This window comes from Chryseobacterium lathyri (assembly GCF_019970085.1).
GTDB classification, from domain to species: domain Bacteria; phylum Bacteroidota; class Bacteroidia; order Flavobacteriales; family Weeksellaceae; genus Chryseobacterium; species Chryseobacterium lathyri.
On the sequence record NZ_JAHXYG010000001.1, the window covers coordinates 592,705 to 606,138 of the forward strand.

Here is a 13,434-nt window from a genome sequence, read left to right on the forward strand (position 1 = left end):
TACTTCTAATTTTTTAGTTATTAATAATGACATTTACCACACTCAAGACCTCCAATTGCATCTACAGTGATCTTACCGCCATCCTGAGGATATTGTTTTTTCAACTTGTCATGTAGATTCTTGAAGTATTCTTTATTATAACCGTTGTTCATATCAACCTCAGTAGTTCTGTGGCACTCGATACACCATCCCATCGTGAAGTCATTAGCCATCTGAACAACATTCATTGTATCAATTTTTCCGTGACAAGCTTTACATACAACATCAATTTTGTTGTTTGGATTCTTTTTATTGAAAGAATTGATGATCGCCTGTTCACCCGCTACTACGTGCTGAGAGTGGTTGAAGTACACGAAGTCTGGCATGTTGTGAATTCTAGTCCATTCAACTGGCTGTGTTTTTCCAGTGTACTGCTGTTTTGCAGGATCCCAACCTGTAGCTGCATAGATCTTCTGGATCTCACCGTCGTAGAATGCTTTATCTTTTCCTGGCTCCATGTAGTGATCTGCGTTATACTCAGAAATTGTTCTGTGACAGTTCATACAAACGTTCATGGAAGGAATTTCAGATACTTTTCCGTATTTGGCACTGGAGTGACACAACTGACAGTCAATTTTCTGTTCTCCTGCGTGAATTTTGTGAGAGAAGTAGATAGGCTGTTCCGGCTTATATCCTTTGTAAACCCCGATCCACATGATCCAGTTCCAAACTCCATAAGCAGCCAGAAGGGCAAGGATACCCAGTACTGCTTTACCGATGTAGTGGTATTTCTCGTAGATTTCGCTGAAAGATTTAACTCTTGTTTCGTTAAGCCCGGCTAAGTCTTCAGATTGACCTAATTTAACCAATTGTCTCAGTTTAATTAAGATCCAAACTAATAAACCTGCTATTGCAATAAGCGAAATAATAACAACGCTTGTGGTTGTTTTGTCTGCCGGTGCTGCAGCTGCTCCGTCTGTTGCAGGCGCTTTGGCGTCAGTTTTTGCTGGCTCGGGAGCCGGAGGATTAGTTGTAAACGCTAAAATGTCGTCAATATCCTTATCTGTAAGATTTGGAAACTGTAACATTTCGGTTTTGTTGTACTTTTCAAAAATCTCATTGGCGTATTTATCCCCAGAAGCTCTAAGAGCTTTGTTGTCTTTGATCCACTTGTGAAGCCAATCTTTGTCTACACCACCTTCTGTCTTTACTCGCTCTACAACCCCTTTTAAAGGAGGTCCTATTACTTGTTTATCCAGCGCGTGACATGCCGTACAATTCGCTTTGAAAAGTTTTTCGCCGTTTTTAGGATCGCCGTCTTGCCCGTAAATTGAAGCACTGGTTGATAGCAATAAGCCTATCGCGATCAACGTTTGTTTATAATGCTTTCTCCAACTAATCATTTAAATTATCTTATGTTAGTAAAATATTGAACCAATCAATTCGGCAAAAATAATATTTTTAACAGGAATTTAACGGTATATGGAAAAGGGAAAATATCATTTACGTTTAATTTGTATTGATTCTAAATAGTGTTGTTTGGTATAATTTTTTAATTTTAATAGATTTGCAGAAACAAGTTTAAATGAGAAATTTAATCAAAATATTTTCAATATTATCTTTATTTGGGTTTTATAGTGTTGAAGCCCAACAGGTTGTTCAGAAAGATACTCTTGCCGGAACAGAGCTGATTATGACTATGGATTCCAAAGTAAGCACTGCTTTGGGGGGAATTGAAGACAAATGTTCAAGGACTGCAGGTGGTCCTTCGGTGAGAGAAAATAATACAGACAGTGGAATTGTAACGAGTCCAAGGCCTCCAAAAATCTATGTTCCGAGCAGAGAACTGAGCAATGCGGAAATCTGCCGTAAGAATCCAAGGATTTTAGGATTTAAAATCCAGATCACAACGGTGAAAAGCAACGAAGAGGCGAATGAAGTAAAATCTTATTTCAGAAAAAGATTCCCGAACCTGAAAGTGGAAACGGATGCTTCTTTAAGACCGAATTATAAAATTCTGGCAGGAAGTTATTTTACGAAACAAAGCGCAGCTTCAGACCTGTCAAAAATACGAGAATACTTCAAATCGGCCATCGCTGTACAATACAGAATTTTCTGTTCTGAAGCAAGATAACGGAGATGAGATAACAAACTAAAGCCGGGGATTTTCCCGGCTTTTTTTATTGGTAATAAGTATCTAAAAACTGGAAGAAATCAGACATTCTGAACAGGTTATTAGTCAGTAAAAAAGCAAATAGAATAACCAGTGTCAACACTAAAAATGATAAAATTTTTGGTTTCGTTCTGTAAGCGTAAAAAAGCCATCCCAAAAGCAGCGGATAGACAAAAATAAAATGCCCTGCATAGATATAAGAAGTATGGAGTCCGAATCGCATAATGCAGTGAATCAGAATGTCAAACATGAATGAAATGGCAATAATCTGTACCAGTTTATTCTTAAAATTTTTAAAATAACTCCATAAAATAAGGGCCAGCAATATTATGGTAAAAGCATAACAGAAAAAGGATGAATAGGGCTCCATTAAAAGGCCTTTGAAATTAAATCCTTTCATATTATGCTTATCCGTTGTCATAAAACTGGGAAACAGAATACTGCCCCCGAAAAAATAAGAAAGCATCATGTCCCAGTCCGGAATGGATTCTACATTGGAGAACTTTTCATACTGCTGGTTGGTTTTGGAGAAGATATTTTCATATTTAAAATCTATTCTGAGCAAGTAAAGGAATGCAAAGCACACCGTGGCAAGTGCAACACGGAAAACTGCGTTTCCAAATTTTTTCCAGCTTCTGAAAACATCCTTTTCAAATAAAACGGGAATAAAAACTTTAGCCAGATTGGTGATGGTAATACCTCCAATGGTAATTCCGGCAAGCGTTAAGGCGGATCCTGATATCTTTTCTTCTTTTCTGAGTTTTACGGCCGCATAATAATTATAAATACATAGCAACAGCAAGGTATAGGTGAAGTTTTCCGGAGTAAAAGAAAGAATAATACTCGTAGAAAAAAATCCAAAGAACAAAACAAGCAATAAGGTGATCTTTAATGGAAGTCTGATGATATTATTTAGGTACTTAAAAATCTGAACGATGCATAAGCTTATGGCTATATTGCTAAGCCATGCCAGGGTTAGTCTGAATGTTGCATTCATTTTTCCACCAGAAACAAAAAGAGAAAACTCCCGGACCCAATTGAAAAAATAGTAGGCCAAAGGATGTCTCTCAAAGCTTCCGCCGGTCATTACAATCGCTTTGTTGTCAAAACTGAAGTAGGCATCCCAGGGAATTCTGCTGTCAAAAATGATCCTGTAATGAAGAGCAATATAGGTGCCCAGTATTCCGTAACAGAGCAGGAAGAACATAAATACTGCTAATTCTGTGTAAGAAGATGGGAAGACCTGTTTTAATAGGTTGATGAGTTTTGTTTTAGTAAAAGACACGTGTCAGTTTTTTGCAAAAATAAAATAAAAAAGCTCACCATATCCGGTGAGCTTTAAAGATTATGATCATATCATTATTGCTTAATCACTTTCGTTGTAGAGGTACTGCCGTCGGCAAAATTAACTTTGACTAAGTAGGTTCCTTTTGGAAGTGAAGAAATGTCAGTTTTTTCAGAGTCATTCTGAAGAAGGGATTTGCCCGTCATATCAAAAACAGTAGTGGATTTGATTTTTTTGCTGGTTCTGATATTGATTTCTCCGTTAGTTGGGTTAGGGTAGATGTCTGCAGCTATTATTTTAACTGTAGTGCTGGCTTCCTGAGTAGATAAGGTACCGTTTGCTAAAACCTGTACATCATCTATTGAAAGGCTGTCTGCATCGTTTGCTACATAGCGGAACCTGAATTTAACATTTGCCTGCCCTATATATGGTGTTAAACTGACAGTAACGGCTAATGTTTCATAATCAATATAAAGTCCATAATTTTCTTCTACCCATACCTGGTTCCATGTAGTTCCTCCATCTGTTGACACCTCAACTTTTAGATCCCCATTAGGATAAGGATCCACCATGTATTCATATCCTATCTTGGCATTGAACTTCAGAACAGGGCTTGTTGCTCCTACTAAACTGAAAGGAGGGCTTGTTAAATGAGCATCCTGGCTTTGCGCAATCCATCCGATTCCTGCAGATTTCCCACCTGTGATATTGAATGTGGTCTGACCTGAGGCATTAAATATAACTGTTGTAAAGCCCCAAGGTCTTGTTGCTACATTTGTACCTGTTGTCCATCCGGTAGGAGGAAATGTCGTTCCTTGAAAAGTCTCTGTTAGAATTTGTGCATTTCCTAGTATTGAAGAGACTAAGAAAATGAAGAGTAATTTTGTTTTCATTCAATTTAATTTAAAAGTTTTAAGTAAAAGTAATAAAAAAAATGAATGGAATTAACAATGTAATGTAAATAATTCAGTAAAAACAAATAAAGGTTGTAATTTATTCGTCAAGAACTGCAGGAAAGTGTAGAACATCCGGTGGTGTCATCATAAGCTGCAGGCCTTTTTACGGAAAATTCGGGATACAATTCTTGATAAGGATTTTCCAGAGCATGAGTCAGTTTTCCCAGCATTTCTATTTTTCCGGTACCTATCTCTTCGATGCACTGATAAAGAAGATAATTTCTCAGTGTAAATTTTGGGTTTGACTGTTGCATAAGTGATAATGATTCTTCTTTTGAAATCGTGTTGGATGATAATCTTGCCTCATATTTCCTTATAAAATCTTCCAGCTTTTTTATTTTCTCGTCATTCAAAACAGAGTAGGAAATATTTTCAAAAAGAAATTTAATATCGCTATTGGGACTCAATTTTTCCAGCTGATTAAAAAACAGCGTATAATCTAAGTGAAGTTCCTGCATCAACCCCTGCCAGTTGGTAAAAAATTCTTCATCACTCTCCCTCAATTCATCGAATCCAAATTTTTTGCATAGCATTTTGTCATGAGCTTCCCAGAAATAGGTTCCATACCGGTTTAAAGTGTCTTCTAAAAACTTTTCGTCTTTAATGAGTGGATGAAGGGCATTTGCCAGCTGCCAGAGATTCCACTGCGATATCTGACCCTGTTTTCCAAAGGCGTATCTTCTTCCCGGAAGGTCAGTTGTATTCGGGGTAAAGTTCAGATCATATTCATCCATCATCGAATAGGGTCCGTAATCTATGGTCAGGCCTAAAACAGACATATTATCAGTATTCATCACGCCATGAACAAACCCGACCCTGAACCATTCAGTCATAAGGTCTGCTGTCCTGGTGCATATTTTTTCAAAAAAGTCTTTGTATTTCTGAATTCCGTCTGTTGTGATTTCCGGATAATAATTTTCAATCGTAAAATCTGCCAGATCCTGCAGGGTATTGTATTCCTTTTGTGCAGAAAGCAGTTCAAAATGCCCGAAACGGAGAAAGCTTTCTGCAGTTCTGATTACAACTGCCCCTTTTTCCAGCTGAGGATTTCCGTTATACATCATGTCCCTTACCACATCTTCACCGGTAAAAGTAAGGCTTAAGGCTCTGGTTGTAGGAACTCCCAGGTGGTACATAGCTTCGCTCATCAGGTATTCACGTACTGAAGACCTCAGCACCGCTCTTCCGTCTGCATGCCTTGAGTATGGTGTTGCCCCGGCACCTTTCCATTGAATTTCTGTTTTCTTCCCATCTTTATTGATGATTTCCCCTGCCAGTATTGCTCTTCCGTCTCCCAGCTGTCCTGCCCAGTTTCCGAACTGATGCCCGGCATAAGCGGTAGCATACGTTTTTACATTTTCAGGAAGGTTATTTCCTACGAGAAAATCCAGGTCTTTTTCTTCATATTTCCCCAGCCTGATCTCTTCGGATAAAACTTCATTAAAGGCAATTAGCTCTGGCTCATCAAAACCGGCCGGCTTTACGGTTGCAAATAAAACTTTAGGGGTGTTTCTCTGCATCGGGTTGCCGGAAAGATCTCCTGGAAATATATCGGTAAAAGGCTGTTTGATCTGTTCAATATTCATAGATCAAAGATATTAATTATAAAAGAAAAGACCTTCCAGATTATTGAAAGGTCTTGTGTATTTCTAAAAGAGAATTTATTTATTGAAATCTACCTCATCGGTGGAGTGAAGATTGTCATTGATATTTTCTTCTTTCTTTTCCGGATTGTTTCTAGGTGTTGGCTCTACCGGTCTTGGATTTTTGATCTCATCGATGGTCTGAAGTCCACCATCATCTCCATATCCTTCACCCAGGCCTTTTAAATTCGAACATCCGTCTTTCCAGTCTGATGGTCTGGTGAACTTATCGTCAGGACTAATTCCCAGAGATTTGTCTGCCCATACCTTCTTCATGAAAATGGCCCATATTGGTAATGCCATTTTCGCACCCTGGCCTTCACCGGTTCCGAAGAAGTGGGTTGCTCTGTCTTCCCAGCCTACCCAGGCTCCTGTTGCCAGTTTCGGAGTGATTCCCATGAACCAACCGTCAGAGTTGTTCTGTGTAGTACCCGTTTTAGCAGCGATTTCCACGCCTTTTGAGATTCCTCTTCTTCCTAGTTCTCCTGAAGCGGTACCGTATTGCGCAACACCCTTCATCAGCTCGATCATGGTATAGGCGTACATTGGGTTCATTACTTCTTTCGGTTCTACATTTACTTCTTTGATCACTCTTCCGTTGGCATCTTCAATTCTCCAGATCATTTCCGGTTTATTGTAGTTTCCGTAGTTGGCGAAAGTACTGTAGGCACCAAGCATTTCATAAATGGTAATATCTGATGAACCTAAAGCAATAGTATTGTTTCTAGGGATGTCTTCTGTAACTCCCAGGTCTCTTGCGGTCTGAATAACGGCATCTACACCCGTCATTTCAATAAGACGAGCAGCTACCGGGTTTTGAGAGTGAGCCAGGGCATCTTTTAAAGTAAGCATTCCTCCTCTTCCCGGAACATGCCATCCTTTATGGTCATAAGTACCGTTGGAAACCGTAGAGCATGGCGTCATACCAAGTTTCATGATTGCTGTAGCATATACAAAAGGTTTGAATGTAGATCCCACTTGTCTTTTACCCTGCTTGATGTGGTCATACTGGAAATGCTGCCAGTCTATGCCTCCTACCCATGCTTTGATCTCTCCACTTCCCGGAACCATAGACATTAAGCCTGCCTGTGCAATCTGCTTGTGGTATCTGATGGAGTCCCAAGGTGACATTTCAACCTCTTCTTCACCAGCCCACGTAAAGCGGGAAGTTTTTATTGGCTTATGGAATTCCAGTAAGATAGAATCTTCAGAAACTCCGGCGGCCTTCAGTTGTTTGTAACGACCGGTTCTTTTCATCGCCTGAGTCATTACGCTGGTTACCTGCTTATCCGTTAAATAGTAGAACGGTCTGTTTTTTCTGCCTCTCTGTTCAGCATCAAATCTTTTTTGAAGGTCTGTTAAATGCTCTTTGATGGACTCTTCTGCATATTTCTGCATTTTTGAATCAAGAGTTACATATATTTTTAAACCGTCTTTGTAAAGATTAAGCTTCTTTCCTGTTTCTTTCTCGTAACCTTCAAGATACTTGTCGATTTCCTTTCTTAAATAGAATTTATAGTAAGCAGAATAGTCATCATTGATGTTTTTGATCGGATGATAATCTACCTCAACAGGTGTATTAATTGCCTTATCATAGGTTGCCTGGTCTATATAACCCGTTTCAAACATTTGCTGCAAAACAACATCTCTTCTTCGTTTTGCTCGTTCAGGATTTCTCATAGGGTTATTAGCGATAGGCGCTTCTAACATGGCTACGAAAACTGCCGCCTCCGGAAGAGTAAGTTGGGAAGTTGTTTTATTAAAATAAATTTTGGAAGCCATTTCAATACCGTTCGCATTGTATGTAAAGTCGAACTTGTTGAAATATAATGTGATAATTTCTTCCTTAGTATATCGTTTTTCCAAGCTTACTGCAACGGACCATTCCTTTAGTTTCTGTATAACCCTTTTGATAGGGTTTTTAGATGGCTCTTTGGTAAATAGTAGTTTAGCAAGCTGCTGCGTGATTGTAGAACCCCCACCTCTGTCTCCTCCATATCTAACAGCTCTTAGAATAGATTTTAAATCAATTCCCGAATGCTCTTTGAAACGCTCATCTTCCTTTGCCTGTAATGCATAGATAAGATAGGGAGGAAGCTGTTTGTAGGTAATTGGCTGTGTTTTTTCCTTTTCAAACTTTCCCAGTAAAATACCGTCTGATGAAATGATTTCAGAAGCGACATAGATATCAGGGTTTTCAAGTTCCTTTACATCCGGCATTTCTCCAAGAAATCCCTGGGAAACAGCAAAGAAAAGTCCTGAAATACCTAAAACTACCGCAATGAGTCCAATCCAAATGAATCTAACCCATCTTTTCCAAGAGGTATCTTTCTTTTTTTTGGGAGGAAGGGGGAAGGTTTTTCCCTTGTTTCCTGCATTTTGTCTGTTGTCTTCCATTTATGGTTACGGTTTAGCCGTTTCTACTTTTACTCCAACGTCTTCAATTCCCGGAAGGTTGTCATTTCTCATCGCCTGGATCAGGCTGATTTCATATTTTCCTTTTCCCGGAAATTTATAGTTCATTTTATACTGAAATAATGCCTCCTTCGTATCACCAAAACCTGTACCAAGCCATTCTCCGTTTGGTTTTGCCAGTACATAGTTCAGGGTATCTGTTTCCTTATTTTTGTTCTGGAGATTGGTGAAATTGACAATAAATCTTATATTGCTGTAAGGGTAACTGTTGTTATTTCTTACAACAAATATAATATTTTTAGGATTCTGCGGATCTGAAACTTCAAGATTAAATTTTTGCTCACTTTTCTTATCCCATTTGTTATTAACGGAATTCATTATCACATTTTCTCCTGAAGAGGAATTGCAGCTAAAGAAAAGGATAAGAGGTAATAATCCTAAAATTTTACGCATTTTTATCTTTTTTTGGAGGGTATTTCTTTTTAAAATTTTTCTTGTTCGGGTTCTGCTGTTTTTTTTCAGGGTCGGAAGAAACATCCGTTTTTTCCGTTTGTGCTTTTGGCTGCGGTTTAGGCTGCTGCTTTTGCTGTTGTCTTGGCTGATTTCCGGCATTAGCATTAGGATTTTCTGCTCTGTCAGGTCTCTCGGATCTCTCCGTTCTTTTCTTTGGTCCCTGGCCTTGCCCTTGCTGTCCTCCCTGGTTTTGCCCGTTGTTGGGTCTGTTCTGGTTTCTGTTCCTGTTGTTGCCTCTGTTCTTCTTTTCGAACCTGTCCATGTTGTTTTCCTGGATCAGGTCGATGGTCTGAATTGGGCTGTCAGGCTGCTTAAGGTCTTCTAAAGGAAGGATTTTTTCGCCTCTTTTATTTTTAGCGATTAATTTCTTAACAAGGTCGATATCAAAATCATACCATGCCATAGAACTGTCTACGTAAGCAAACCACATTTTCTTTTTGAAAACATCTATTTTAATGCAGAATGCTCTTCCTTTTTCCGTATCCAGGGTAGTTGAAGAAGAAGGGAAGTGGCTTAATGCATCAAGGTAGCTGTCCAGTTCATAATTCAGGCAGCATTTCAGCTTACCGCATTGTCCTGCAAGCTTTTGAGGATTAATGCTCAGCTGCTGATATCTGGCGACATTCGTGTTCACAGATCTGAAATCCGTAAGCCAGGTCGAGCAGCAAAGCTCCCTTCCACATGAACCTATACCTCCAACTTTTGCAGCTTCCTGTCTGAACCCGATCTGTTTCATGTCGATCTTGGTTCTGAAAGCACCGGCGTACTCTTTGATCAACTGTCTGAAATCCACTCGGTTGTCAGCGGTATAATAGAATGTGATCTTGGAAGAATCTCCCTGATATTCCACATCCGTTACCTTCATTTCAAGACCTATTCTATGAGCGATTTTTCTCGCCTCAATCTTTACACTGTCTTCTTTTTTTCTGGCTTCCTGCCAAACCTCAAGGTCTTTCTGGTTAGCCTGTCTGTATATTTTAAGTATAGATTCTTCAGGAAATTTTTTCTTTTTCATCTGAATCTTTACTAATTCTCCGGTGAGGCTTACAACGCCTACATCGTGTCCGGGACTCGATTCTACTGTTACTACGCTACCTATATGTAAAGGAATATTATTTACATTTTTATAAAACGATTTTCTGTCATTTTTAAATCTAACTTCCACAAGGTCACACCTGTTCGATGCGGGGTTGTTGATGTTAGAAAGCCAGTCGAAAACACTTAATTTATAACTATTACCACAGGTATTTACACTTTCACAGCCATTCGCGGTTTTTTTTGGTCCGCAAGAATGGGCAGAATCGCCGGATGTTTTGCATCCACAACTCATATAACTATTTTTTATAATCTTGCAAATTTATGTAAATTTATCTTTATGCAATTCTAAAATACTTAAATATTCAATATCGTGATTGTTTAACCTTAAACGTGAAAAATATAGACTGCTTCAAAAGCCGATAAGTTGCTAGTGTCTATGTGTTTATATAGATATATTTTTAAAGTACTATTTTAAACATAATTTTCTTTTGGCATATTGTTTAAAATATTAAGAAATATTAACAGCTGTATCTAAAATAATTTTATATTTGGGTTATATAATAAACAGTCTATGAAAAAAATATTAGTATCAACTGCTTTATTGGCGGGTGTTTTATCTTACGCGGGAGGCTTCAGGGTATCTCTGCAGGGAGTGAAACAATTGGCAATGGCGCATACTAGTGCTCATGCCGAAGATGCAAGTGTGGCATTCTTTAACCCGGCGGGGATGTCATTTATTCCTTCCAAACTGAGTATAGTAGCAGGAGGGTTCGGTGCAAGTAATAAAGTTACTTTTCAAAACTTAAATACTTTGCAGAGTACAGAAACAGATAATCCTATTGGTACTCCGTTATATGCTGCGGTTGCTTATAGACCGATAGAGAATTTATCTGTTGGTTTCAGTTTTACAACACCTTTCGGAAGTACAATCCAGTGGCCAAGCGATTGGGAGGGGAAAGAAATGGTTCAGAAACTGGAGCTTAAGAGCTTCTATTTTCAGCCGATGGTCTCTGTAAAGCTGGCACCTTGGATGTCATTCGGGGCGAGCTATATTTATGCAAAAGGTAAAGTAGACTGGGATAAAGCGGTAACGCAGTTTGGAGGTGAATTAAATATTAAAGACGAAAAGGCAAGTGGGCACGGTTACGGATTCGGTTTCTATTTCAGACCTGATCCTAAATTAGATATCAGTATTGCTTACCGTTCACCTATAGATATGAAGGCTAAAAAAGGAACTGCAACATTCAAGTTCCCGTCAGCATCTATTTATCCGTTATTAGGACTGGACCCAAGTACAGGACAGGATAAATTTACAGCAACACTTCCTTTAGTAGAAGAATATACCATTGGTTTAACATATAAAGTAACACCGAAATGGTTAATTTCAGCTGACTTTAACTACCACGGATGGGAAAGATACAGCAAGCTGACTCTGGATTTTGCTACTGCTCCAGTGGGGAATCAGCCAGATCCAACAATTCTTGTGTCTCCTAAAAACTTTAGAAACTCAAAAACATTCAGATTGGGTACACAGTATGCATTCACAGATATGATTTTTGGTCGTTTGGGTGCTTACTATGATGAGTCACCATACACTGACGAGAATTTCATCCCGGAAACGCCATCATTTAATACATATGTAATTACCGGAGGTCTTGGTTTTAAACTAAAGCAGTTTGGAGTTGATATAGCAGGAGGATATGCCCTTCCTCAGGCCAGAGATGTAAGAAATGCTAGTCTTGGCTTTAATGGACAGGCAAAAGCTAGAGCATTTTACTTTGGTTTAGGTTTATCGTACAACCCTTTTTAATTGAAAGACTATGAAAAAAATTATAATATCAACACTTGCCGTTTCCGCACTTCTTTTTACAACAAGCTGTGAGAATGATTTTGATACTGATGTAAAAGATATCCAGATAACAAGCGGCGAGGCAAACTTTTCTAATTATGTTTCTTTGGGGAACTCGTTGACATCCGGTTACAGGGATGGGGCTCTTTATAGCAGCGGACAAAATGAATCATACCCAAGTATTATTGCAATGCAGATGAAACTTGCGGGTGGCGGAGCATTTAAACAACCTTTAATGCCAAATGATGTAGGTGGATTTATCGGATTGCCTGGCTTTCCTGGAAAATTGACTCTTCAGGTGACAGCAAGCGGAAGTTTAGGTCCGGTTGCAAGTAGTCCTGCAGCAGCATTAGATAATGTAACTGCCGGTGGACCTTACCACAATATGGGGGTTCCGGGGGCGAAATCTTTCCATCTGGTTGCGCCAGGTTACGGAAGCTCTGCGAACCTTGCTCTAGGTGCTGCTAATCCTTATTTCGTGCGATTTGCTACTTCTCCAACAACTTCTGTTTTACAGGACGCAATGGCTCAGAAACCTACATTTTTCTCTCTTTGGATTGGTAATAATGATGTATTGTCTTATGCGACCAATGGAGGCACGAATTCTCAGACTGTAGGAGGGGTTACTACTTATACTCCGGCAACAGTTCAGAGTGGGAATGTAAACCCGTTAACTTATAAATCCAATGATATTTCTGATCCTAATCTTGTAGCAGGATCTATTAAAAATGTACTGGATGGTCTTAAAAGTGTAGGAACAACAAAAGGAGTTATCGCAAATATTCCTTATGTTACATCTATTCCTTTTTTCACGACAGTTCCTTACAATCCTTTAACACCAACAACTTTAGGAGCAAATTTAGCCACTCTTAATACAAACTTATATGGGCCATTGAAACAGGCGCTTACTGCTTTTGGGGCTGGAGACAGAATTAATCTGCTTTCTTCTACTTCTTCCAATCCTGTTTTGATAAAAGATGTTGCTCTTACGAATCTGTCTGCACAGCTTACGGCTGCTCTGACTCCTTCTTTAGGATTGCCTACAGCAACTGCGTTTGGACAAATCTTTGGACAGGCAAGACAGGCTACATCAGAAGATTATATCCTTCTTACAACAAGTTCTCTAATTGGAACTCCTGCACCTGGTGCGCCAGCGCCTGCAAATGTTTATGGAATTTCTTATCCGCTGCAAAATCAGCATGTATTGACAAAAACAGAGGCTTCTTATGTAAAAACGGCTGTAGATGCCTATAATAATTCTATAAAATCACTTGCTGATTCTTATGGGTTAGCTTTTGTAGATGGGAATGCTAAAATGGTTGAGCTTAATGGAAAGTCGGGTATCCTCTACGATGGGGTAAGATATACTGCCAAATTCGTGACCGGTGGAGCTTTCTCTCTTGATGGTGTACACCTTACAGGAAGAGGTTATGCGGTTATTGCCAACGAGTTTATCAAATCGATCAATCAAAAGTATAAATCTACACTGCCACAGGTAGATCCTAATAAATATTCAGGAGTAAAATTCCCGTAATAATAGCAGGAAAATAAAAACTTAGAAACCACAAGAGTAATTCTTGTGG

Annotated in this window: 10 protein-coding genes; 3 read left to right on the forward strand and 7 right to left on the reverse strand. The window is 39.0% G+C overall.

Annotation, left to right across the window (positions count from 1 at the left end; genetic code table 11):
* Nucleotides 1-20: 20 nt before the first annotated feature.
* Nucleotides 21-1,382 (reverse strand): c-type cytochrome, encoded by a 1,362-nt coding sequence (locus LC418_RS02785; protein ID WP_223558025.1) that lies wholly within the window; start codon nucleotides 1,380-1,382, stop codon nucleotides 21-23.
* A 182-nt stretch (nucleotides 1,383-1,564) separates the two neighbouring features.
* Here LC418_RS02785 and LC418_RS02790 point away from each other — a divergent pair, with 182 nt between their 5' ends.
* The gene (locus tag LC418_RS02790) at nucleotides 1,565-2,113 is read left to right on the forward strand and encodes an SPOR domain-containing protein (RefSeq protein ID WP_111954299.1); all 549 of its coding nucleotides are present in this window, start codon (nucleotides 1,565-1,567) and stop codon (nucleotides 2,111-2,113) included.
* Nucleotides 2,114-2,159: 46 nt separating this feature from the next.
* Here the strand turns inward: LC418_RS02790 and LC418_RS02795 are convergent, their stop codons facing one another.
* The 6 genes from LC418_RS02795 to LC418_RS02820 all read right to left on the reverse strand — a co-directional run bounded on the left by LC418_RS02795 (nucleotide 2,160) and on the right by LC418_RS02820 (nucleotide 10,294).
* Nucleotides 2,160-3,437, reverse strand: a complete 1,278-nt coding sequence (locus LC418_RS02795; protein WP_223558026.1) for a DUF6080 domain-containing protein — start codon at nucleotides 3,435-3,437, stop codon at nucleotides 2,160-2,162.
* Between the two features lie 74 nt (nucleotides 3,438-3,511).
* Entirely contained in the window at nucleotides 3,512-4,330 is an 819-nt protein-coding gene (locus LC418_RS02800; RefSeq protein WP_223558027.1) for a T9SS type A sorting domain-containing protein, read from the reverse strand.
* A 107-nt stretch (nucleotides 4,331-4,437) separates the two neighbouring features.
* Nucleotides 4,438-5,979: a protein adenylyltransferase SelO gene (locus LC418_RS02805; RefSeq protein ID WP_223558028.1), complete on the reverse strand. Its 1,542-nt coding sequence runs from the start codon at nucleotides 5,977-5,979 to the stop codon at nucleotides 4,438-4,440.
* A gap of 75 nt (nucleotides 5,980-6,054) precedes the next feature.
* Nucleotides 6,055-8,433, reverse strand: coding sequence for a penicillin-binding protein 1A (locus tag LC418_RS02810; RefSeq protein ID WP_111954307.1), 2,379 nt, complete (start codon nucleotides 8,431-8,433; stop codon nucleotides 6,055-6,057).
* A 6-nt stretch (nucleotides 8,434-8,439) separates the two neighbouring features.
* Nucleotides 8,440-8,904 (reverse strand): gliding motility lipoprotein GldH, encoded by a 465-nt coding sequence (locus tag LC418_RS02815; protein ID WP_223558029.1) that lies wholly within the window; start codon nucleotides 8,902-8,904, stop codon nucleotides 8,440-8,442.
* The gene (locus LC418_RS02820; protein ID WP_111954311.1) at nucleotides 8,897-10,294 is read right to left on the reverse strand and encodes a PSP1 domain-containing protein; all 1,398 of its coding nucleotides are present in this window, start codon (nucleotides 10,292-10,294) and stop codon (nucleotides 8,897-8,899) included. Before LC418_RS02820 ends, LC418_RS02815 begins: the two co-directional genes overlap by 8 nt.
* A gap of 279 nt (nucleotides 10,295-10,573) precedes the next feature.
* On the opposite strand from LC418_RS02820, the gene LC418_RS02825 reads away from it, so the two are divergent.
* Together LC418_RS02825 and LC418_RS02830 are read left to right on the forward strand one after the other, a co-directional pair.
* On the forward strand, nucleotides 10,574-11,812 hold the full coding sequence (locus LC418_RS02825; protein ID WP_111954313.1) for an OmpP1/FadL family transporter: 1,239 nt from the start codon (nucleotides 10,574-10,576) through the stop codon (nucleotides 11,810-11,812).
* A gap of 10 nt (nucleotides 11,813-11,822) precedes the next feature.
* A complete protein-coding gene (locus LC418_RS02830) occupies nucleotides 11,823-13,385 on the forward strand; it encodes an SGNH/GDSL hydrolase family protein (RefSeq protein ID WP_223558030.1) in 1,563 nt (520 codons plus the stop codon).
* Nucleotides 13,386-13,434: the final 49 nt, after the last annotated feature.